Consider the following 24082-nt stretch of genomic DNA (forward strand, 5'->3'; position numbering starts at 1 on the left):
TAATTTTAAATTAAAGTAATGATGGTCACTTCGCATCTGTTTGGGGTAGTAATAATTACAGGAGTACCTAACATATTTTGGACCTGCATGGTAGTATTTACTCCTCCGATAAGATCAATAATCGCATTTGCAGTGTGATTGACATTTGAGGAGTTAGTGGATAAAGATAATGTTCCCTTAACAAAATTCGTTGGGGGATCAGGGAAAGTACCAATGGAAAGTTGGTATCTGTTATCAGGAGTACCTCCTACAGAATATATGACTAGATAAGAGTGCCCAGCGGTTAAATTAATGGTTCCAGGTGGTGTAAGTGTTACTGTGTCGCTTGTTCCATTAAGAGTATCAAACGGCACCGGACCTTGAGGCTCGGCAGTCAGACCGGTAACCGATATAGTAGCATACACAGCGTTAAGAGGTTCACCTGATACACCTGTCACCCCAGTTGGTCCTGTCACTCCGGTGGGTCCGGTGACACCGGTGGGTCCGGTGACGCCGGCGGGTCCGGTGACACCAGTGGGTCCGGTGGTGCCTGTTGGTCCAGTAGTACCAGTGGGTCCGGTGACGCCAGTTGGCCCGGTGACGCCTGTCGGCCCGGTGGTGCCGGTGGGCCCGGTGACGCCGGTGGGTCCGGTGACGCCAGTGGGTCCAGTGATGCCTGTCGGCCCGGTGACGCCCGTCGGTCCGGTGACACCGGTGGGTCCGGTAACGCCGGTAGGTCCAGTGACGCCAGTGGGTCCGGTGGTTCCCGTCGGCCCGGTGACGCCGGTAGGTCCAGTGACACCAGTTGGTCCGGTGGTTCCCGTCGGCCCTGTGGTGCCGGTGGGCCCGGTGACGCCGGTGGGTCCGGTGGTTCCCGTCGGCCCGGTGACGCCGGTGGGTCCAGTGACGCCGGTGGGTCCGGTGACGCCGGTGGGCCCTGTGACGCCAGTGGGTCCGGTGGTACCAGTGGGCCCGGTGACACCAGTGGGCCCGGTGACGCCAGTGGGCCCTGTGGTTCCCGTCGGCCCGGTGACACCAGTGGGTCCGGTGACACCAGTGGGCCCTGTGGTTCCCGTCGGCCCGGTGACGCCGGTGGGTCCGGTGACGCCAGTAGGTCCGGTGACGCCGGTGGGCCCGGTGGTGCCGGTAGGCCCCGTGACGCCGGTGGGCCCGGTGACGCCGGTGGGTCCGGTGGTTCCCGTCGGCCCGGTGGTGCCGGTAGGCCCCGTGACGCCCGTGGGCCCCGTGACGCCCGTCGGTCCTGTTACCCCTGTATTTCCTGTGTCGCCGGTGGGCCCGGTAACGCCGGTAGGTCCGGTGACGCCGGTGGGTCCGGTAACGCCAGTAGCTCCGGTAGCCCCCGTGGTTCCGGTGACGCCCGTTGGCCCTGTAACACCCGTGGGTCCAGTGGATCCAGTGGGCCCGGTGGTGCCGGTAGGCCCGGTGATGCCCGAGGGACCGGTTAACCCTGTAGGCCCGGTGGTGCCGGTAGGCCCGGTGACGCCCGTCGGCCCTGTTGGACCAGTAATGCTGTCACCAGTAGCACCCTGGGGGCCAGTGGAGCCGCGTTGCCCAATCTCTTGCCAGTCTGTCCAGTGCTCTCCGTCATCCTGACTGCTACGGTAATAGAGGACAGGATTAGAGATATAGAGCTGCTGAATATACTCTCCAACCTTGGAGACGTACAAGGTCCAGACTGCGGGGTGAGCTACAAGCGGCGGACCGTGATGAGGATCTCCTCCATTGGGATTATCGGAGCTGTAGACACCGGCTTCGGTGAATGAGTCTAGATCAGACTCAGACGTTTCCTCGCTTAAAGGTAGAGCGCCTATGTCCTCGGCATCAATTACAACGGCTCCGATCTGGGTGTTGACACTGGTGACGGCTCCTGGAAGTCCAGTAGCTCCAGTCAGTCCAGTCGGTCCTGTTATCGTTGGAATACCAGAGGCGGTCTGTAATTTTGAGTCCAGCATCATTTCCTGGCGGATGATGGTATTCAGCATGGCTTGAGTACTGTTATTCACCTCCAGCACCTGTTCCAGAGTGGCGTTCGGACCGCTTATTCCTGGCAGTGTGCCTAGAGCAAACTGGATTTTCTCCCCTTCCGCATTAACAATGTGGGCCAAACCGAGCTCTTCCATAGCGATGGAAGAGAACAACATGTTAACGACATTATCTCTTGTTAATGTGATCGTTGGAGAGATGTTGGGAATATTAGGCGTAGACAAATGAAACCCTCCTTCATGATTTGATGATCAGTATATCGTTATGTCAACGTATTTATCGTAACTCCGCATCTGGCAGAGACAACTGTTATACTTCCCCCTCCAACATTTTGAACCTCCAAAGTAGCAGCAGTTGTCTCACCGCGAAGATCAATAATGGCACTTGTCGTGTGATTGACATTTGTATTATTGGATGCTGACGTAAGAGTGCCCGGAACGAGAGTATTTGGAGCGCCAGGAGCTACACCCCTTGCAAAGCGGAAGGAGTTATTATTACCGGCTCCTACCGTGTAAATAGCCAGGTAGGCGTGCCCGGCTTGTAAAGTAAAGGTTCCTGCGGCAAGTGCAATATTATTGCTTGTTCCAACATAAGCGTCGAACGGAACAGCTGCATTAGGGCCAACAGTTGGAGACGGGTCGGCGGTTATATTAGCATAGAGGTAGTCATTTGCCGGCCCGGTAAATCCTGTTGGCCCGGTAACGCCGGTCGGTCCGGTAACGCCGGTCGATCCGGTAACCCCCGTTGGTCCGGTAACCCCTGCGGGCCCGGTAACGCCGGTGGGTCCGGTAACACCGGTGGGACCCGTGTCCCCGGTCGGCCCTGAGATGCCGGTCGGTCCAGTGACGCCGGTCGGCCCGGTGTCCCCTGTAGGTCCGGTAACGCCGGTCGCCCCGGTAGTGCCCGTAGGTCCGGTATCCCCCGTGGGCCCGGTAATGCCTGTCGGTCCGGTGTTCCCGGTCGCTCCGGTGATGCCGTTCGGTCCAGTGACGCCTGTTGGTCCAGTGTCTCCGGTCGGTCCGGTAACGCCGTTCGGTCCAGTGACGCCGGTGGGACCCGTGTCGCCGGTGGGTCCGGTAACGCCGGTGGGTCCGGTAACGCCGTCCGGTCCGGTGGTGCCAGTGGGTCCGGTGACGCCTGTTGGCCCGGTGACACCCGTCGGCCCTGTTATCCCTGTATTTCCCGTTGCACCAGTGGGTCCCGTGTCGCCGGTGGCCCCTGTAACCCCAGTGGGGCCCGTAACGCCAGTCGATCCGGTGACGCCGTCCGGTCCAGTGACGCCTGTGGGTCCAGTAACGCCGGTAGGACCTGTGTCCCCGGTCGGTCCGGTAACCCCGGTGGGTCCGGTGACGCCCGTTGGCCCAGTAATGCCCGTCGGCCCGGTAATGCCCGTTGGTCCGGTAAGCCCGGTCGGTCCGGTAACCCCTGTTGGCCCTGTAATCCCAGTGGGCCCGGTAACGCCGGTCTCTCCGGTGATGCCGGTGGATCCGGTAAGCCCGGTTGCTCCAGTCATGCCCGTCTCTCCGGTGAGGCCGGTCTCTCCGGTGGCACCCGTCTCTCCGGTGAGGCCGGTCGCGCCAGTGACGCCCATTATTTCTACGCCCGTCACGCCTGTTATCCCCGTTGATCCTGTGAGACCGGTTGGCCCAATGATGTCCGTCGGCCCGGTGACGCCGGTGGCTCCAGTAACACCGGTTAGTCCGGTCGCACCGGTCTGCCCCTCAATTCCCGTGTCTCCGGTAATCCCAGTTACACCCGTAAGGCCTGCGCCAGTAGCGCCTTTCGGTCCGGTGAAGCCTTGCTGCCCGATCTCTTGCCAGGGTGTCCAGTTCGCTCCCGCATCCTGGCTGCTGCGATAATAGAGGACGGGGTTAGAGATATAGAGCTGCTGAACGTATTCTCCCACCTTGGAGACATATAAGGTCCAGACCGGGGGATGAGCTACAAGCGGCGGACCGTTGTCAGGATCTCCTCCATTAGGATCAGCGGAGCTATAGACACCGGCTTCTGTGAACGAGTCCAGGTTGGAAGTAGACAGCTCCTGGGTTAAAGGCAGAGCCCCTATGTCCTCAGGATCAAGCACAATTGTTCCAGTTTGGCCGTTGATACTTAATACGCCGCCAGCAGCACCCGTGGTTCCTGTTGGCCCCGTCGCTCCAATTACAATTTTAAGATTCGAGGCAGTGCTTAAAACAGAATCCAGCATCATTTCATGCTTGGAGGTCGTATTCAGCATGGAGCGTACGTTGTTGCCCAGCTGCAGCAACTGGGCAACAGTAGCTGGCGGACCGCTGAGTCCCGGCAGCGTGCCCAGAGCATACTGGATCTTCTCTCCCTCTGCATTGAGAATGTGAGCCAAACCGAGTTCTTCCATAGCGATTGAAGAGAATAACAGGTTAACGGCATCATCCCTCGTCAATGTGATCGATGGTGTTATATTTGGAATATTAGGTGTTGACAAATAAAACCCTCCTTCATGATTTAATCGTTCATTATCTTAGTGTCACAATCGTCACCTGGCATCTGGCACCATTAACAATAGCAGCTGAACTTTGAGCATTCAGGACTGCTAGTGTAATTGAAGAGACTGTCATAAGATCAATAACCGTAGTCGAAGTGTGATTAGCGTCGGAGCCGCTTGTTGCTAGTGTCAGAGTTCCTGGTATCACTGTATCTGGAGGACCCGGAAACACACCTCTAGCGAACTGAAAGGACTTATCCCGCTCGGACCCTACAGAATAGATGGCTAGATAAATATGACCGCCAGCCAAAGTGAATATTCCTGTTGTGGTATCAAGTGATATATTGTTACTTCCACCTGTAGGAATAATGGTGTTGAAGGGAACCGGGGAATTCCCATTAACAGTAGGAGTGCCGCTGTCGATAGTGGCATTGGCAAAGTCACTGGATAATCCTGCTGCCCCAGTCGCTCCTGTGACAACCCCTGTAGCGCCGGTAAAGCCTGTATTGCCAGTGAGGCCTGTAGCGCCGGTAATGCCCCCTGTAACGCTGGTAACGCCGGTAGCGCCAGTGAAGCCTGTGTCACCGGTAACGCCCCCCGTGACGCTGGTAATGCCCGTAACTCCAGTAAAGCCTGTGTCACCGGTAACGCCCCCCGTGACGCTGGTAATGCCCGTAGCGCCGGTGAAGCCCGTGTCGCCGGTAATGCCCCCTGTGACGCTGGTAACACCCGTGTCGCCAGTCGCACCCCCCGTGATACTGGTTACGCCCGTAGCACCGGTGAAGCCTGTGTCGCCGGTAACGCCCCCTGTGATGCTGGTAACGCCGGTAACGCCGGTGAACCCTGTATCCCCAGTAGCACCGCCTGTAATACTTGTTGTGCCCGTAACACCTGTGAAGCCCGTGTCACCGGTCACGCCGCCAGTGACGCTGGTCACACCCGTGTCACCGGTAACGCCCCCCGTGACGCTGGTCACGCCCGTAGCGCCGGTGAAACCCGTATCGCCGGTAACGCCCCCCGTGATGCTAGTCACGCCCGTAACGCCAGTGAAGCCCGTGTCGCCGGTCACGCCTCCCGTGACGCTGGTAAGGCCCGTAACACCGGTGAAGCCTGTGTCACCGGTCACGCCGCCGGTAACGCTGGTAACACCCGTGTCGCCCGTAATGTCCCCAGTGACGCCCGTCCCCCCCGTGTCACCGGTAACGCCTGTGTTTCCGGTCACGCCCGTGTCGCCAGTAATACCTGTTGCTCCGGTGAAAGCTGTAGCGCTGGTAACACCCGTTGCGCCTGTGAATCCCGTAACGCCCGTAACGCCAGTGAGGCCGGTCTCGCCCGTGGGTCCAGAAGTAACACCCGTTGGCCCGGTGACACCTGTAAGTCCAGTGACACCTGTCGATCCGGTGACACCAGTAGGTCCAGTGGCACCTGTAGGTCCGGTCACACCCGTGTTCCCGGTAACACCGGTATTTCCAGTATCGCCTGTGGCTCCGGAGACGCCTGTATGACCGGTAACCCCTGTGTTCCCGGTCATGCCCGTGTTTCCGGTGATACCTTCGGGTCCGGTGTTCCCGGTAACGCCTTGTGGAGCTACAGTAGCATCTGGACCGGTCGGGCCTGTGATACCTGTCGCGCCGCGTTCGCCAATCTCTTGCCATGCAGTCCAGTTCACTCCGTTATCTGGACTGCTGCGATAATAAAGGGCAGGATTGGAGATATAAATCTGCTGAATGAAAGACCCAACCCGAGATACATACAGGGTCCAGACGGCTCGATGCGCTACTGGCGGACTGTCAACAGGGGGGAATCCATGAGGATCGTTGGAACTGTAGACTCCGGCTTGGGTAAATGAGCCTAAGGGGTAATAAGAAGGATTCTCTGTGAGGGGAACTGCTCCTACTTCTGCAGGGTCCAGCACAACATCTCCAGTCAGGCCATTGACGCTGGTAACAGGACTTGCAGCACCCGCAGGCCCAACAGGACCTGAGGGACCAATCATGCTGGGAACACTTGAAGCAGCCTCCAGCTTGGAATCAAGCATCATTTCCTGACGGAGAATGGTGCCCAGTAACCCTTGTGCGCTATTGTTCACCGCCAGAATCTGTGCCAGAGTGGCAGGTGGACTGGTGAGTCCCGGCAGTGTACCCAGTGCGAACTGGATTTTCTCTCCTTCTGTATTAATAATATGAGCCAAACCGAGTTCTTCCATGGCAATGGAAGAGAACAACATATTAATTGCATCGTCCCGCGTCAATGTAATTGACGGAGTTATATTGGGAACATTTGGCGTTGACAAATAAATACCTCCTTCATAATTGGGTAGTTCAGTATATGTCGATACTCAATTATGGGAAGGAGTCTAGCCTATTCTAGTTATGTAGTTTGTTCATGGGATTTTTGGTACGGAGCGCCCGATGTTCTGGCAGATTGCAACGGATCGGACACTCCCCGGTGGAGGGCCTTTCTAACGGAAGAAGAGCAGCCTGGCAGCCTGAACGCCGAAATAGAAGCCGAAGCCGACCAGCGACAGGCCGGACAGGACGGAGATTGCCTTCAACACCCGGGGCGTCAGGAACTTGCGGAACATGCTGGAGGCTGCGGCCATGGTCACATCCCAGAGCAGAATCCCGAGGACGATGGCACCGCTGTAGATCAGGAGCTGTTGCATCGGGTATTCGTTGACCGCCTTGGCTAAGATGGAGCCGTAGATGCCTAGCCAGAATAGGATGGAGAGGGGGTTGAACAGCGACATCAGGAACCCGGACACGAAGGAACTGAACAGTGTGACCCCGCTGCCCCTCATCTCTGCTCCCGACAATTCCCCCGAATGCCTGATGCTCTCTACTCCGGTGTAGACAAGGACAAAGAACCCGAACAACCACAGGAACGCCTTGATGAAGGGGGCATCCAGCAGATGAATCATGCCGAAATATACCAGCAGCATGTAAATGATATCGGCGCTGACCGCACCGAGGCCGACTGCCCAGGAATGCATGAAGCCTCCGCGCAATCCCTTGTCGAGCTGCGCCGCATTGATGGGGCCGATCGGTGCCGACAGGGATAAACCCAGAACCATATAACCTATAAATATGTTAATGTTGTCCACCTCCTTGATATAGCTAACTTATTCAGCCAATGTCAGGATTAGGACAACCAGCAAGAGGCCCGCGGATGACCGCCTACACGCATAAGGGGCAATTCGTTAAGCCATAATAGGCAGATGTGAAATCAGATGGAGGAATGGAATTAAATGCTTATTAACGTAATCATCGGATGGATTATTCCTTGGTGTATTGCCAGTTATTTTCTCAGACAAGACAGCTCAGTTATCCTGCTCATCGCACCTATTGCAAGTGTAATCGCCTTTGTGTTCGATGAGGTCGGATACCATATGAAGTGGTGGAGCATTACCCCGGCCGGCTCGGGCATTCTATCCTTTCTTCCCTATAATCTGGGGATATTTCCGGTGGTCTCCTGTCTGCTTATCTATACGGTAAGGAGGTCTTCCCTGAATTCGCTGCTGCTTCTCCTGCTCTTTACGTTCTGCAAAACTATGTTTGAGTTCTGCCTGGTGTTAAGCGGGAAAGTAAGCTATGCTCACGGCTGGAATCTGGGCTGGACGTTTGTATCTTATTTACTGGCCTGTTCGTTATGCTACCTCTGGTATCTGATGGTTAAGGGCAGGTCCCTCTTCAACTGATGTTGGCTGCACAGCAGCATTCCGATTCAAGGGTATAAATACAGTCGTTAGACCGACAATAAGCAGAATGCGAAACTAATTGAAGGTGGTTCGACGATGAAAGGGTCTAAAGGGGCATTAATTGCACTGTCTTCCATCCCGCTGATTATGACACTGGGCAACTCCATGCTGTTGCCGATTCTGCCGCAGATTTCCAAGGCGCTGCGGATCAGTGCTTTTCAAGTCAGTATGATTATTACGGTCTATGGCCTGATCGCCATTCTGATGATTCCCATTGCCGGGTATTTATCGGACCGTTTCGGGCGGAAAATCGTCATTCTGCCCAGTCTGCTGCTGGCTGCCCTGGGCGGAGCAGGATGTGTGGCCGCAGCCTGGTTCTTCACGGGAATCACTGCGTATTGGATCATACTGGCTGGACGCTTGGTTCAGGGGATCGGAGCCGCAGGCGCTTTTCCCATCGTGCTTCCGTTCGTAGGCGATCTGTTCAAGGATGAGAAGGAGGTCAGTAAGGGCCTTGGCCTGATCGAAACCTCCAACACCTTCGGCAAGGTGCTAAGCCCGATCCTGGGAGCTTATCTGGGAGCTCTGTTGTGGTACGCTCCGTTCATTGCCATTCCGGTCCTGTGCCTAATTTCGTTCCTGCTGGTGATCTTCCTGGTCAAGCAGCCGAAGACCGGGGAGCAGGCGGTCAAGACAAGCCTTAAGCAATTCCTGACCGGGATCAGAGAGATTCTGCATGAGCGGGGGCGCTGGCTGTATGCCATTTTTGCGATTGGCGGCATCTGTATGTTTGCAATCTTCGGGGTATTGTTCTATTTATCGGAGATCCTGGAGTCGAAATATAACCTGCATGGTGCCTACAAAGGCTTCGTGCTGGCCGTTCCGCTTGCCCTGCTGTGTCTGGCTTCTTACGGAAGCGGCAAGATCATCGGGAAAAACAAGCTGCTCATGAAATGGCTCGGGTTCGGCGGCATGGCCTTACTGACAGCCTCCACGCTAGTGACAGGTTTCAACGAGAACATCTATTACATGGTAGGCTTCCTGAGTGTAAGCGGGATCGGGATCGGGGTGGTTCTGCCCTGCATGGATGCGCTGATTACAGAAGGAATCGAGAAGGAAAATCGGGGCACGATTACTTCCCTATACAGCAGCATGAGATTCATCGGGGTCGCGCTGGGACCGCCGGTGGTGTCACTCTTAATGAATCGGGGACACTGGACCTTGTTCGGCACCATGGCAGGTGTCGGTGCGGTTGGCGGCCTGCTGTCCTTCTTCGCGGTGACTCCCAGTAAGGAGGATTCGGAAGGAGAAGGGCAGCCGGAGCGGAGCCAGTATAAGCGGAAGAAAGCAAATCCATTGCGCCAGCGCGCACGGTAACTTAAGATCATACGAGCCATATGCAAGCATAACCCATTCTTCACATTCCTAATATAACATGGTATATTAGGATGTGTCTTTGAGAGAAAGTGGTAATGGAGGTGCTTGAATATGGCCAATGACTCGGGCTCGATCCCGATGTATGAAATGATTTTTAGAACGCTGCGCGAACGGATCACACAACATGAATATAAAGCCGGGGACCGGGTTCCCTCCGAGAAAGAGCTGTGCAGTGAATTCGGGGTGAGCCGGATTACAGCCAAGAAAGCCCTCAAGCTGCTGGCCGATGAACAACTGATTATCCGCCAGCCGGGCAGGGGCTCCTTCGTCGCCGATGCGAATTCGTTATTAATGAAACCGTTTGATTTCCAGCAGCCGCCCGGGACCCCCGGCAAGAAACAGATTATTGGACTGGTCATTACACACTTCAGTGATATGTACGGTACCGAGCTGATCTACGGGATGGAAGAGGCTTCGCGGGACCATGACGCCTTCCTGGTGGTGCGGCGGTCGTTCGGGATTCCAGAACTGGAAGAGAAGGCGATTCAGCAGCTTCTGGGGATTGGTGTGGATGGGCTGATTATTTTTCCGGCACAAGGCGAATACTTCAGCGCCGAGATTCTGAAGCTGGTCATTCAGAAATTCCCGTTCGTCATGATTGACCGTTACCTGAAGGGGATCCCCGCTTCGTCCGTCAGTACGGATAATGTGCAGGCCGCCAAGGAGGCAACCCGTTATCTGTTCGGGCTGGGACACCGGCATATCGGATTCCTGGCTCCGCCGCCGGCGAATACCACAGCCATTGAGGAACGGATCGACGGCATTATTGAAGCTCATGTGGAGCATAATCTGCTGTTGAACCGAGAGCTATGGATGGAGACGATTACGTCCACCATGCCGAATGTCTTCGACCCGCAGGCACGGATCGGAGATGTGGACAGGCTGGTGGAGCATCTGCGGAAATATCCGCAGATTACGGCATTGTTTGCTGCGGAGTATGACATCGCTTTGCTGGTGGAGGAGGCGGCAGGCCAGCTGGGACTGCGCATTCCCGAAGACTTGTCCGTCATCTGCTTCGACAGTCCCGATCCGCATGAGGGCTGCCGAATGACGCATATGCGTCAGAATCAGTTCAGCATCGGCAAGCAAGCCTTCGAGAATGTGCTGACGATGCAGGGACAAGAACAGCCCATCACCCGGATTCTGTTGCCGGCTCAATTCATTCCTGGCCGCTCAACCGCACAGGCGCGGCAGGAGTGAATTGGTTGGTGTGAGAGTGCCTGAAATGGCAGAATGCCCAATGGCCGGAGTGAGATTAAAGCCTTCGTTTGCGAGGGCTTTTTTGTCGTAGCGTGCCCAGAGGCACGCATTATCTAGTTGGAAACTATAGTTTCCTGCTGCTGTGGAAAAGGTTAGTATAAATTACTTGAAACCGCATACAATTCGATGATACAGCGGCATATGGACCAAATGTATGTGAAAAACAGGAATGTGTTTGCACGCTGGCCACGGCTTGAATGTATGTGGAAAACAGCATATATTGTGCTCGCAAACAGGCACACGGCCAAATGTATGTGAAAAACAGCATACATTTGCTCGCAAGTAGGCACACGGCCCGAATGTATGTGGAAAACAGCATACGTTGTGCTCCAAAGCAAGCGCATGGCCCGAATGTATGTGAAAAACAGCATACATTGTGTTACCCTTCTTCATTCCACCCCCATCAAAGTAATTTCCCCATACATAGAAATAACATATCTGTACATAATATTTATACCATTAGATCAGGATAGTCTATAAATATACCAATAATATATTGACATGTTTATAGTATTTGTTTACTATGATGAAAGCGTTTGAAATATTGATATATACTATTTGGAGGTGCAACATACAACCTTGAAACTGCAGAATGAAATTCCAAAGTCCGTCCATGATTTGATCGAGAGGGTACAGAGAGAGCTTCCAGACTCTTCCAAGCTGGCCAAGATGTTCGAGGACTGCATCATCAATACGATTGGTACCACGATTTCACCAAAAGCGGACGGGACCACTTTTGTTATAACAGGTGATATACCAGCTATGTGGCTGCGTGATTCCGCGGCGCAGGTCCGCCCGTATCTGCTGCTTGCCGCCGAGGACCCGGGGATGGAGGCGATGATCGCGGGGCTGGTGAAGCGGCAGATGAATTATATCCTGCTTGATCCGTATGCCAATGCTTTCAATGAAACGGCGAACGGCCACGGACATCAATCCGATCTGACCGAGATGAGCCCATGGATCTGGGAACGTAAATATGAGATTGACTCGCTGGCTTATCCGATTCAGCTCAGTTATCTGCTATGGAAGAATAGCGGCTGTGTCACGCAGTTCGATGAGACCTTCCGCCGGGCTGCCCTTGCGATCCTGAAGCTGTGGAGAGTGGAGCAGCATCATGAGACCAAGTCCCCGTATACCTTCCAGCGTCTGGATGCCCCGCTTACGGATACATTGGCCAGAGAAGGCAAAGGCAGTGAGACCTCATATACCGGGATGACCTGGTCGGGCTTCCGTCCAAGTGACGATAACTGTGAATACGGGTATCTGATTCCGTCCAATATGTTCGCTGTCGTTGTCCTGCGTTATCTGGAAGAGATTGCCGGTGAGATCTACGGGGATCAGGAGCTTGCAGCATCCGCGAAGAAGCTGGGCGATGAGATCAATCAGGGAATACAAGAGCATGGCATCTATAATCATCCCGTATATGGGAGAATCTATGCTTATGAGACGGATGGGCTGGGCCACTACAATCTGATGGATGACGCCAATGTTCCAAGCCTGCTGTCCCTGCCGTATCTGGGCTACACAGACGAGAGCGACGAGGTGTACCGCAATACCCGGAAGTTCATTCTGAGCGAGGACAATCCTTATTACTATAAAGGACGCGTGGCTGAAGGCATCGGAAGCCCGCATACCCCGGAGGGTTATATCTGGCACATCGCATTGTCGATGCAGGGCCTAACTTCCCCGGAACGCAGCGAGAAAGCGCGCTTACTCCAGCTCATTCAAGACACGGATGCCGGAACCGGCCTGACCCATGAAGGCTTTTCCGTGGAGGATGCTTCACAGTTCACCCGTCCATGGTTCTCCTGGTCGAATATGCTGTTCAGTGAACTGATTATGGATTATTGCGGTTTTCGGGTGTTGAAGTAGCTCTGGTACGGTTTGATCTGCGGAAGAAACGGCTTAGCCGTTCTTCCTGAAGCTTTTATGAAAGCGTTATGAAACCATAAAACAAAGGGGCAAAGACAAATGAAAACAAATAAATTAAAAGTAACGATGACAGCGGCCATGGCTTCCCTTCTTCTGTTGACAACGGCCTGTTCAAGCGGCAATTCCAATGCGGGTTCGGGAAATGCTGGAGGCAAGGAAGAAGTCACCATTACCTTCCGTTCGTCAGGCTCAGAAGACACATTGGCCAAATATTTCAAATCCGGGCTGATTGAGAAATTCGAAACCGCGAACCCGGATATTAAGATTAATATCGCCCCGGTACTGGCCAGTGAAGGGGACTATACTTCCAAGATCGTACTGCAGATGAAGTCTCCTGACACAGCGCCGGACATTGTGGCTGAAGACACCTCAATCATCAAGTCGGATGCGGCAGCCGGCTATCTGGAGCCGCTCGATACACAGGTTGCAGGCTGGAGTGACTGGAAGGACAAGTTCATTGAGAACCTCAAAGAAGGGGTAACCGGTGAAGACGGCAAAGTCTACGGCGTTCCGGCCACCTCCGATACCCGGGGAATCTGGTATAACAAAGAGCTGCTGGCGCAAGCGGGATTGCCGGTGCCTTTCAAGCCTGCGAACTGGGAAGAAGTACTTCAGGCCGCACGCACCATCAAGGATAAGCTGCCGGGTGTAACCCCGCTGAATATGATCGTGGGCAAGTCCAGCGGAGAAGGCGTAACCATGCAGACCCTGGAAATGCTGCTGTATGGAACGAACGACACGCTCTATAATGACCAAACGAAGAAATGGGTGGTAAACAGCCCGGGTCTGCTTGACTCCTTCAAATTCATCAATCAGGTATTCAATGTGGATAAAACAGGACCAACGATGCAGGTTGCCCTTAACGGACAAGCCGGCAGCATTGCCTTCCAGCAGCTCTTTCCGCAAGGCAAGCTGGCTATGGCGGTGGATGGAAGCTGGGCAGGATCGACCTGGTTCGAGAACGGCGCGGCTCCAATTGCAAATGTAGCAGAGAAGATGGGCTTCGCCCCGTTCCCGACGCAGAACGGTCAAGCCCCTGGGGCCATCACCATGTCCGGCGGCTGGGCCTGGTCGATTCCGGCACAATCGCAGAACAAAGAAGCGGCATGGAAATTCCTTGAATTCCTGATGAATCAGGAGAATGCTACAGGACGCGTAGTAGCAGAGGGCAACCTGAGCCCGCGTAACGATTCCGTGGATGTAGCAGGCTATACTGACCGTACGTTTACCGCCGAAGCTCAGGCTTTGCTGGAAGTGGCTAAATTCCGTCCGGCCAATGATCAGTATGCTACCGTATCCGCACAGCTTCAGAGCATTGTAGAGAGCATTGCATCCGGCAAGCTTACACCGGAAGATGGCGTGAAGCAGTTGAAGGATAACGTAGCCCGCTCGCTTGGCGAAGATAAAGTAGAAGTTAAATAGAGGATTTGAGAATTCGGATAAGAGGAGAAGCGATTCTCCTCTTTCGGATTTGGAGGGGGAGTGACCTATGAAAAGAAAGTCGCGGGGCGCATTTTTATTTCTGTCGCCTTCTGTCTTGCTGCTGCTGATATTCTTTATCGTACCGATTATTCTAACGATTTGCTTTGCCTTTACCAATATGGCCTTGACGGGGAGCGCCGCCCGTAACCTGCAATTCATCGGGTTCCAGAATTTCACCAACATGTTCCAGGACCCGGATTTCCGGATCAGCGTCTTAAGAACCTTGGTCTTCCTGATTTTCTCAGCGGTCATCGGCCAGGTCGTGCTCGGCTTCATTCTGGCCTTGTTAATGAAGGAGAAGAATGTAACCTTCCGCCGGATCATCGGCATTATTGTCATTGCGGGCTGGGTTACACCGGAGATCGTAGTCGCCTTCTGTATGGTTGCGTTCTTCAGTGATAACGGGTCCCTCAATCAGATCATCGGCTGGTTTGGCATTAGCCCGGTCTCCTGGCTGTTCAGCTTCCCGATGGTGAGTGTAATCATTGCGAACATCTGGCACGGGACCGCTTTTTCGATGATGGTCTATCAATCGGCACTGGATGAGATTCCTAAGGATATCGAGGAAGCCGCCACCATCGACGGGGCAAGCAACTTCAAAATTCTAAGCTACATCACCATCCCAATGGTTAAAGGTTCGATTGTCACCAACATGATGCTCGTAACGCTACAGACGCTGGGCGTATTCACACTTATCTATACCATGACCGGAGGGGGCCCGGGTACGGCCACTCAGACCTTGCCGGTATTTATGTACAATCAGGCCTTCGTCAATTATCAATTCGGATACGGTACCGCGATTTCACTTGTGCTGCTGGTGATCGGAATTGTTGCAAGCTTGTTCTACATGAAATCAATGAAAGTCAAGGTCTAACCCTGAAGGAGGTGCATCACTGTGGTCAAGCATAGGCTTCAACGTAATATACAATACGGCATTCTGGTGGTTCTGGGACTCTGCTTCCTGCTGCCGTTATTCTGGATTCTGCTCGCTTCGTTTGATACAAATGCCCAGCAGGGTATAAGGTTCCCCAATTTCACGCTGGATAACTTCTCGGCAGTGCTCGGAGACAGCGGCAATCTGCGCTCGTTCGGCGTGGGTGTCATTCTCTCCGGAGGTCAGGCGACACTGGTCGTCCTTGCATCCGTACTGGCTGCCTATCCCTTATCCCGTTATGAGATGCGTTTCAAAAAAAGCTTTCTGCTCAGCATCCTGTTCATGACGGCGCTGCCGATTACGGCTGTCATGGTTCCGGTATTTCAAATGTTCCTGTTCTTCAAATTACAGAATTCAATCTTCGCTACCATGCTCTTCCTCACTTCATCTTCCCTTCCGTATGGCATCTGGATGATGAAGAGCTTCATGGACTCCGTGCCGATTGATCTGGAGGAAGCAGCATGGATCGACGGAGCCTCGGTATGGGGCGGATTAAGAAGGATCGTTGCCCCGCTCATGCTTCCGGGTATCGCAACGATTGCCATCTTCACCTTCTCGGGCAGCTGGGGCAACTTCTTCGTGCCGTATATTCTGCTGCAGACGCCGGAGAAGCTGCCGGCATCCGTCACGATCTATCAATTCTTCGGCAGCCACGGCATGGTCGAATATGGCAGACTGGCTGCCTTCTCACTGCTCTATACGATGCCTTCCGTAGTGCTGTATATGTTCTCCCAGCGGTATATGTCCAAAGGGTTCAGCATGGGCGGAGCGACAAAAGGATAATGGAGGATTACCCCTATGACTAAGCACAAAAAGGCGCATATCATCTCGCATACCCACTGGGACCGCGAGTGGTATATGCCTTATGAACATCATCATTTGTTATTGATTGAACTGATGGACAAGCTGCTGGATACGCTGGATCAAGACCCGGAGTACCGTTATTTCCACCTGGACGGACAGACGATTATCCGCGAGGATTATCTGCAGGTCCGTCCGGAGCAGAGAGAACGGCTGGACCGCTATATCCGTGAAGGACGCATTCATTTCGGTCCGTGGTACGTGCTCCAGGACGAGTTCCTGACCAGCGGGGAGGCGAATCTGCGCAATCTGCTGATCGGGCATATGGACGCCAGACCCTTCGGGATCATCTCCAAAACCGGCTATTTCCCTGACTCCTTCGGCAATATGGGCCAGGCACCGCAGATTCTTCAGCAGGCCGGAATTACGAATGCCATCTTCGGACGCGGCGTGAAGCCGACAGGCTTCAATAATGAAGTCAGCGAGAACGATACCTACGAGTCTCCTTATTCCGAGATGATCTGGCGTTCGCCGGACGGCTCGGAGGTGCTGGGCGTGCTGTTCGCCAACTGGTACTGCAACGGGATGGAGGTTCCGGCCGATCCGGTGGCCGCCAAGGCTTATTGGGACAAGAATCTCGCGGACGCCGAGAAGTTCGCTTCTACTCCGCATCTGCTGTTCATGAACGGGTGCGATCATCAGCCGATCCAGACGGATCTGTCCGAGGCCATCCGCACCGCCTCCAGCCTGTATCCCGAGGTAGAGTTCGTGCATTCCAACTTCGACGAATATCTGAAGGCGCTGGAGAATAATCTTCCCGGCGATCTGGTTACAGTGGAGGGCGAGCTGCGCAGCCAGCATACGGATGGATGGGGGACACTGGTCAATACGGCATCCTCGCGGGTATACCTGAAGCAGTTGAACCAATCCGGCCAGACCCTGCTGGAAAAGGTGGCTGAGCCGCTGGCGGCGTTCGCCGCGCTGGCAGGGGTGCAGGCTTATCCGCATCATCTGCTGACGTATGCGTGGAAGACGCTGATGCAGAACCATCCGCATGACAGTATCTGCGGCTGCAGCGTGGACGAGGTACACCGGGAGATGGTAACCCGGTTCGCCAAGAGCAGCCAGATGGCTGAAGGGATTGCCGCCCAGAGCGCGGCGGCACTCACCGAAGCCATCGATGTCTCCTCGGTAGCGGCCTGGGGACCGGAAGCCGTTCCGTTCACCGTGTTCAATACCAGCGGCTGGTCGAGAAGCGGAACCCTAACGGCGGAGCTGATTACGGCGAAGAAATATTTCCCGCAGGGACCTACGCCACAGTCGCTGGCGAAGGAGCTGGGGCAGGAGCCGCTGCCACAGTGGCTGGTAAGGGACGAAGAGGGCAAAGTGATTCCGGCAGAGATTGAGGATCTGGGTGTCCATTTCGGGTACGAGCTGCCGAAGGACCGCTTCCGCCAGCCATATATGGCGCGCAAGGTCCGGGTAACCTTCCCGGCAGCGGATGTGCTGGCGCTGGGCTACCGCACGTATGCCCTGGTGGCCGGAGCCTCTGGATCAGAAGCGGCTCCGCTAGACGCAGTTCATGTGCAGGGCCACACCATGGAGAATGCCAAGCTGATTGTTGCGGTTGCTGATAATGGTACCGTGACTGTTACAGATAAGCAGTCCGGTGCGGTATATGCCGGGCTGAACGCATACGAGAACACCGGTGATATCGGCAATGAGTATGTCTACCGCCAGCCGGAAGGCAGCGAAGTGCTGACCACCGAAGGCTTAACGGCTGAGATCACTTGCATCGAGCAGTCCCGCTCGCGCGTGGTCATGCAGAGCGTGCTGCGGTGGGAGGTTCCGGCAAGTGCAGACGAGGCCTTCCTCACTGAGAAGCGGGAGATGGTTCCGTTCACGGAGCGCAATGCCGGGCGTTCGGAGCAGATGGTTTCGCTTGTACTGACAACCCATTACACGCTGGAAGCCGGAAGCGGAATGCTCCAGGTCAGAACCCGCTTCAATAACCAGGCCAAGGATCAGCGGCTCAGAGCCTTGTTCCCTACAGGACTCGAAGCGGATCATCACTATGCGGACTCCGTCTTCGAGGTGGCCAGACGTAATAACCGGCCAGCGGCAGAATGGATCAATCCGAGCAACGCCCAGCATCAGCAGGTATTCGTCAGTGTTGCAGACGGAGTCCATGGACTTGCCGTGGCGAACAAAGGCCTGAATGAATACGAGGTTCTGCTGGACGGGAAGAACACGATTGCCGTGACCCTGCTGCGTTCCTCCTCTGAGCTGGGAGACTGGGGCGTGTTCGAGACGCCGGAGGCCCAGTGCCTGGGCGAGCAGAGCGTAGAATATGCAATCATCCCTTACACTGGTGACGGCGCTGTATCCGGTGCTTATGCCCAGGCTTACCAATACCAGATTCCATGGACGGTCCTTCAGACCCAAGGCCCGGCTGCACGCGTACCGGCCGTCAATGGACGTCCGCATGCAGGCGGAATGGCTCTGCCGGTATCCGGGCAGTGGCTAAGCTGGAATGCCGAAGCTTCCCCGTTGGCCTTCTCCACCCTGAAGCTATCCGAGGAGACGGGCGATCTCGTGGCCCGCTGGTACAATCTGGGCGCAGAAGCAGCTGAGCTTAAAGTTACCCCTTCCTTCAAGGCCGGGGCGGTCTACGAGAGTGATGTGCTGGAGCGCCGGGTCTCGAAGCTGGCAGCAGCGGAGCAGACCGTGGACGGCTACAAGATCGTCACGCAGGTGTATGAGCTGGAGGACTAAGCAGCACCCTGTAGGCGAAGTGACTTAAAATGGAACTTAAGCGGTACAGACTAGATGCTCATTCAAAATTGAGCTTTGGTTTGTACCGTTTTTTCGTGCGCAATCCGGACAATCTGGTAGTTTTAGCGGATTTGGCGGACAGCTTGAGTCCTGGCTGCCGATGCTGGCGGATCACCGTCGGCGGGGTCCGGAATACGCACGGTAGTTCCACACCCAAGAGAGGGACTGCATTGCGCCAGCATGCGCGGTAGGCCAAGGGCCACAAAGTCCGTGGATTTTTTGGATAATTGGATAATCAAAACAACATCTCCTGAATACATTAACTTATATCAGAAAGTCACTATGGCTGAAGCCAATTGTGATTCTGTCAGGAGGAGCAAATATGAATTCATGGAATAGCAGCAGACCGGTCTTTGAAACAGATGTACGGGGAACGCATTATTATACCGCTTGGGAGGGGCACCGCAGATTTGGTTACGATCTGGTTCGTCATATGCAGCCTAACACAATAGTAGAATTAGGAACGTACTTTGGCGCTTCCCATTTTTCATTCTGTCAGGCCGTAAAAGATCACGGTCTTTCAACGAAAAGCTATGCGGTTGATACCTGGATAGGCGATAAGCATTCGGGAACCTATGATGAAGATTTTTTTCAGTCCGTGCAATCGTGCGCAACTATCTTTTACCCCGGCATTTCTCATCTGCTGCGTATGACCTTCGACGAAGCATTGAATGAATTTCCGGACAAGAGCATAGACTTGCTTCATATTGACGGTCTGCATACTTACGAAGCGGTTAAACATGATTTTGAGTCATGGCTGCCCAAGCTGGCGGATCAAGGTGTTGTTCTGCTACATGATGTTACCGTTGTAAAAGATGACTTCGGCGTCTACCGTTTGTGGGGAGAACTGCAGATGCACTACCCGGCGGTACAATTCGAACATTGCTTCGGGCTCGGTGTTCTGATGCCCAAGGGATACTCCCCCTTAACCTCTTCTATGGTGGCTAACTGGGGGAGAATCAAGCCGATGTATCCTTAAGTTACTACTGAAGCAACCTCGCTTCCTTCCGGATTAATCCGCTTCAAGCACACTTCGGATCGCCTTGACAACCAGCTCCGGCTGATCGTGAATCACCATATGACCGCTCTTCTCAGCGACAATCAGTTCACTGTTCGATGACAGTTTCAGCATTCCGCGTTGGCCGGCCTGCCAGATACCCTCAAGCCGGCGGCCGGCTTCTTCCGAAATCCCAAACGCAGCGTAATCCTGAGGCAAACCCCGGGCAATAATCTTCACCGGAAGGGAGCCGAAGTGCTGCCCACGTATCGCATCCTCGGTAGAGTCGGCCAGTGCTGCTTCCTGCTCCTTGGCAGCGAAATAGGCAGGCGTGGAAATAACGTTAATGAACTGTGCCCGATCCTGCTCCGCAACCAGGCCCGCGAGGAGCTGGTCCTGGAACAGGTGAAGCGCCCCGGAGCGCTTGAGCAGGCTCAGCAGGTAAGCACTGGGGTTACCAGCCACATTCTCTGCCTCCAGAATTGGCTTCGTCTCCCGGTCGTCATTCTCGGGTCTGGCATCAATCAGCACCAGCCCGGTGACTTCCTCCGGGTAGGTCTGGGTGAACAGCCTGGCATACATGCCCCCGAGGGAGTGGCCGACCATCAGGTACGGGCCGGGAAGACCCGCATTCTTCAGCGCGGTATGCAGCTCACGCACAATGTTGGCGCCGGAGCGTTCCGAATCCGCCTGTTCACTCCAGGCATATCCCGCCCGGTCATAAGTGACAACGGTGGCTTGTTCGGCTAATTGTTCAGGAATGTCTCTCCATGACAGGCTGGTTTCACCGCTGCCTGCTTCCAGAATAATGGTGGGGGCTCCTGCCCCAGATTGGCGGATGTGCAGGTTATAGCCTCCGGCATCCACCAGTTGACCTGGTGCAGGATAGTTTTTACGGGCAGTGGTAGAGGCGATGGCCTCATACAGGAAGCCCGAGCCTGTGACAAGCAAGGACGCAGACATAAGGATTAGCAGGAATTTGAGCAGTCTGCTCCGCAGCTTCGGGGCAGGAGTCTTCGGGTGACTGGAAGAGTTAGTCATGGTAGTAGGTACGTCTCCTTTTTTACAATACATACGTCTCCTTTTTTACAATACAATTGTATTATTTAAAAAACAGTATAACAGCCTGTCCCGCAATTAAGCAATTGCTGAGACCTGGAAAAATAGCGTCTCCACAGCCGGATCTGCCGGTCGCGTAGAAGAGCTGTGCCTTCAAGTCTGCCGGACCAGCCGTTTAAGTCCCCCTCCACAAGGGTAAAGTACAAACAAATAACCCGGAAGAGAAAGGCGGTAAGCTTATGTTGTGGGGATTAATCGGACTTGTAGTGGTGGTATGGCTGTTAGGCCTTATCTTTGATTTCATGGGCAATATGATCCATCTTCTGCTGTTTGTCGCAGCGGTCCTATTCGTGATTAACTTGTTCAAGGGACGGTCGCGGAGATAACGGGAAATGAGTGGATAGGTGAAGCTGAATGTTCACAATACACAGTGGCTGCGTTAGGCAGCAAAGCATGTGTCCCTATGAAGGCGGGCATGTGCTTTTTTCGGTGCTTTTGCGAAGAGGGAGGGGCCCCACTCCACAGTCCGTAACATTGTGGAGTATCCTGCAAGAAGTGCAGGAATATTACCCAACAGAAGCGGGCGATGCTGAAATCCTGCATGAAATGCAACAAAACCAACGCTAACTTGCTTTAAACACCGGAATTCCTGCAAATGATGCAACAATGTAGCGTAGCCGGTAACATTTTTAGAGGAATCCTGCAAAATGTGCAACAATGCGATCCATAGCACTTTCATTCGTTAGGATGATTTTGTTCTGTTCAGTCTGGTGCATGTCTGGACACCTATTCCCCGGTTGCCTATAATAAATGAAAATGTACTTGGAGGAGAATCAATGCGTAAACCAATCATCGCCGTCGATATGGACGATACGATCTGCCATCTCGTCAAACGTGCGATATACCACAACAACATTGAATTTCCTACACATCCGCTTCGCTACGAAGATATGATGGATTGGAACACAGACCATCTGCGCCACCCGGACAGCACCATGGATCTGTTCTTCGGCCGACCCGGCCTGTACGAGGAGCTGGAGCTGTTCGACGAATATGTGGTGGAAGAGATGGAGAAGCTGCACAACGCCTATGATGTCATTATTGTAACGGCCGCTGTTCCGAAGACGGTGCTGGAGAAATGGAACTGGCTGCAAAAGCATATGCCGTTCATCCCGGCCGACAATTTCTTCACCTGCAAGCGGAAGCATCTGATCGGCTATGACCTGCTGATTGATGACGGCCCGCATAACCTGCTGCCTGCCGTACAGGCAGGGAAGAAGGTGCTCTGTATCCCGCATCCGTGGAACCTGAGGGCACGTGAGCAATACTCTTTTCCGCTGATGACCTCCTGGGAGGGTGCATCGGCGCGGGTGGATGAGATTTTGCAGGCGTAGGGTGAAACTGATCTTAACATGATTAATTGCTTGAAGATGAGCCTCGCTGCTGCGGGCTTATTCTGCTATGTCCGGGATACTTTCGCCGTCTGTACTGCCATAAATCCGCTGTCGAACATTATCAATATTTGCGGTATGATGGGTGTAACTTTGCGTTTCTTGCTTCAAGGAGGATTGCAGTTTTGTATAAAGGGTTAAAGAGTAAGGTTAATCAAAGCAAAAAGCTGAGTCTCACCACGCTGCTCACAGGTTTGGTGACACTGGTGGTTCTGCTAACTTCGAGTATTCTTCTGCTCGGTTCGTATGAGTCCAAGAAGCGGTCCTTAATGGAGACCACGCTTCATCTGAATTACCTCAATGCTGATCGTATGTCGAGGACCATGGATTCCTTATTTCAGTCCATGCACGGGACTCTGGAATACAACGCCGCCAGGCTGTCTGACATAGAAGCTATGCCGCCGCAGCAAGTGAATGATTCCCTAGATCTGATGCGCAGCAGCAGCAATTTCTTCAATTCCATCACTGTGGTCGACGCCAGCGGATTCATCCGCCATGTCTCACCTGCCAGCATAGGGACTACAGGCAAGCACATCACCTCAGAGAATAGCAAGGAAGCATTAGCGCTCCGCAAGCCGTATATTTCTTCCCCTTATTTGACGGCCAATACCAAGCGGTTAATCGTATTTTTGAGCCAGCCCATCTTCGATGCTGCGGGAACCTATGCTGGAATTATTAGCGGCACCATCTATCTTCAGGAGAATAATGTGCTGTCTGAGATTTTTGACAATGGACAGGAGGATGATTCGGGGGTTTATTATTATATTGTGGATTCAGAAGGGCATCTGGTGTATCACCCGGATAAAACGCGGATTGGCACAGATGTCAGCATTAATGAGGTTGTGCAGCAGCTGATGAATAAGCAAAGCGGAGAACAGCGTGTCACGAACACCCGGGGCATCGAGATGCTGGCCGGTTATTCCAGTGTGCCCGCCAATGGCTGGGGAATCGTGGTTGTCTCCCCGATTAGCCAGATTCATAAGGAGCTGATCGGGCATTTCCGTACCCTGATCGGGTATTCCTCCTTACCGTTCATTCTGCTGCTGTTGGGCGTTATTCTGCTGGCCCGCAAGTTTGCGCGTCCCTTCGTCTATCTGGCAGATGTCGTAAGCAGAATGGGCAAGCAACAGATAGAGCTGCAGGAAGCGAAGCGGTATTGGAGCCGGGAGGCGTACTTACTGACAGACGGGGTGTCACTTGCCCTGGCCAATATCCAGCAGCAGACTGAGCAGTTGACCCATGAAGCTGCAACGGATGTGCTGACCGGTCTGATGAACCGCAGATCCCTGGAACATACGATTAACCAGCGGATAAGCTCCGGTGCTCCCTTCTCGCTGGTGATGCTGGATATAGATAAATTCAAGCTCGTCAATGACACTTACGGCCATAACCTGGGTGATGAGGTTCTGAAGCATGTTGTCCGGGTCATCGTAACCTCGCTTCGCCCGGATGATATCTGTTACCGCTACGGCGGGGAAGAATTTGTTATTCTGCTGGCCCGGACCACGCCTGCTGAAGCCTTCAGCGCTGCTGAACGAATTCGTCTTGCAGTTGAGCGGAGCCAGGGGCCGATTGCGGCGAGGCTTACGGTTTTACAGGGAATTGCTCACTACCCTTCCCATGCCGCCGACCTTGCGGAACTGCTTGTGAAGGCGGATCAGGCCTTGTATCTGGCGAAGAGCAGAGGGCGCAACCAGTCCGTGATTGCGGAGTCCTAGCCGAATTTACTTTGAATTGTGAATATCGCGCTTTG

General features: G+C 54.1%; 17 protein-coding genes. 12 read left to right on the forward strand and 5 right to left on the reverse strand.

Features of this window, described 5'->3' with window-relative positions; all coding sequences use genetic code 11:
• Window positions 1-5 precede the first annotated feature (5 nt).
• The 4 genes from MHH78_RS11995 to MHH78_RS12010 all read right to left on the reverse strand — a co-directional run bounded on the left by MHH78_RS11995 (window position 6) and on the right by MHH78_RS12010 (window position 7517).
• Window positions 6-2207: a pyocin knob domain-containing protein gene (locus tag MHH78_RS11995; protein WP_341167522.1), complete on the reverse strand. Its 2202-nt coding sequence runs from the start codon at window positions 2205-2207 to the stop codon at window positions 6-8.
• A gap of 38 nt (window positions 2208-2245) precedes the next feature.
• On the reverse strand, window positions 2246-4444 hold the full coding sequence (locus MHH78_RS12000) for a collagen-like protein (RefSeq protein WP_341167523.1): 2199 nt from the start codon (window positions 4442-4444) through the stop codon (window positions 2246-2248).
• 31 nt (window positions 4445-4475) lie between these two features.
• Entirely contained in the window at window positions 4476-6737 is a 2262-nt protein-coding gene (locus tag MHH78_RS12005; RefSeq protein ID WP_076084134.1) for a beta strand repeat-containing protein, read from the reverse strand.
• A gap of 168 nt (window positions 6738-6905) precedes the next feature.
• Window positions 6906-7517 carry a LysE family transporter gene (locus tag MHH78_RS12010; RefSeq protein ID WP_341167524.1) on the reverse strand — a complete coding sequence of 204 codons (612 nt, stop codon included), beginning with the start codon at window positions 7515-7517 and terminating at the stop codon, window positions 6906-6908.
• A gap of 174 nt (window positions 7518-7691) precedes the next feature.
• Between MHH78_RS12010 and MHH78_RS12015 the strand changes: the two genes are divergently transcribed.
• The 9 genes from MHH78_RS12015 to MHH78_RS12055 all read left to right on the forward strand — a co-directional run bounded on the left by MHH78_RS12015 (window position 7692) and on the right by MHH78_RS12055 (window position 19801).
• A complete protein-coding gene (locus tag MHH78_RS12015; protein WP_341167525.1) occupies window positions 7692-8141 on the forward strand; it encodes a CBO0543 family protein in 450 nt (149 codons plus the stop codon).
• A gap of 96 nt (window positions 8142-8237) precedes the next feature.
• Window positions 8238-9518: an MFS transporter gene (locus MHH78_RS12020; RefSeq protein ID WP_341167526.1), complete on the forward strand. Its 1281-nt coding sequence runs from the start codon at window positions 8238-8240 to the stop codon at window positions 9516-9518.
• A gap of 111 nt (window positions 9519-9629) precedes the next feature.
• A complete protein-coding gene (locus tag MHH78_RS12025) occupies window positions 9630-10778 on the forward strand; it encodes a GntR family transcriptional regulator (protein WP_076084143.1) in 1149 nt (382 codons plus the stop codon).
• A 639-nt stretch (window positions 10779-11417) separates the two neighbouring features.
• On the forward strand, window positions 11418-12710 hold the full coding sequence (locus tag MHH78_RS12030) for a glycoside hydrolase family 125 protein (protein WP_445668041.1): 1293 nt from the start codon (window positions 11418-11420) through the stop codon (window positions 12708-12710).
• A 99-nt stretch (window positions 12711-12809) separates the two neighbouring features.
• Complete coding sequence (locus MHH78_RS12035; RefSeq protein ID WP_341167527.1) at window positions 12810-14192, forward strand: extracellular solute-binding protein; 1383 nt, start codon at window positions 12810-12812, stop codon at window positions 14190-14192.
• A gap of 67 nt (window positions 14193-14259) precedes the next feature.
• Window positions 14260-15126 (forward strand): carbohydrate ABC transporter permease, encoded by an 867-nt coding sequence (locus MHH78_RS12040; RefSeq protein ID WP_076084149.1) that lies wholly within the window; start codon window positions 14260-14262, stop codon window positions 15124-15126.
• Between the two features lie 21 nt (window positions 15127-15147).
• Window positions 15148-15969, forward strand: coding sequence for a carbohydrate ABC transporter permease (locus MHH78_RS12045; RefSeq protein ID WP_076084152.1), 822 nt, complete (start codon window positions 15148-15150; stop codon window positions 15967-15969).
• A gap of 15 nt (window positions 15970-15984) precedes the next feature.
• On the forward strand, window positions 15985-18762 hold the full coding sequence (locus MHH78_RS12050) for an alpha-mannosidase (RefSeq protein WP_341167528.1): 2778 nt from the start codon (window positions 15985-15987) through the stop codon (window positions 18760-18762).
• A gap of 382 nt (window positions 18763-19144) precedes the next feature.
• Entirely contained in the window at window positions 19145-19801 is a 657-nt protein-coding gene (locus tag MHH78_RS12055; protein ID WP_076084158.1) for a class I SAM-dependent methyltransferase, read from the forward strand.
• 33 nt (window positions 19802-19834) lie between these two features.
• On the opposite strand, the gene MHH78_RS12060 is transcribed toward MHH78_RS12055, so the two are convergent.
• On the reverse strand, window positions 19835-20860 hold the full coding sequence (locus MHH78_RS12060; RefSeq protein ID WP_445668042.1) for an alpha/beta fold hydrolase: 1026 nt from the start codon (window positions 20858-20860) through the stop codon (window positions 19835-19837).
• Window positions 20861-21117: 257 nt separating this feature from the next.
• Between MHH78_RS12060 and MHH78_RS12065 the strand changes: the two genes are divergently transcribed.
• The 3 genes from MHH78_RS12065 to MHH78_RS12075 all read left to right on the forward strand — a co-directional run bounded on the left by MHH78_RS12065 (window position 21118) and on the right by MHH78_RS12075 (window position 24047).
• The gene (locus MHH78_RS12065; RefSeq protein ID WP_143803867.1) at window positions 21118-21264 is read left to right on the forward strand and encodes a lmo0937 family membrane protein; all 147 of its coding nucleotides are present in this window, start codon (window positions 21118-21120) and stop codon (window positions 21262-21264) included.
• A 450-nt stretch (window positions 21265-21714) separates the two neighbouring features.
• The gene (locus MHH78_RS12070; RefSeq protein ID WP_341167529.1) at window positions 21715-22272 is read left to right on the forward strand and encodes a 5' nucleotidase, NT5C type; all 558 of its coding nucleotides are present in this window, start codon (window positions 21715-21717) and stop codon (window positions 22270-22272) included.
• 182 nt (window positions 22273-22454) lie between these two features.
• Window positions 22455-24047, forward strand: a complete 1593-nt coding sequence (locus MHH78_RS12075; RefSeq protein ID WP_341167530.1) for a diguanylate cyclase — start codon at window positions 22455-22457, stop codon at window positions 24045-24047.
• Window positions 24048-24082 lie beyond the last annotated feature (35 nt).

The sequence above is a fragment of the Paenibacillus sp. FSL H3-0333 genome (genome assembly GCF_038002805.1).
GTDB lineage: Bacteria > Bacillota > Bacilli > Paenibacillales > Paenibacillaceae > Paenibacillus_AQ > Paenibacillus_AQ silagei.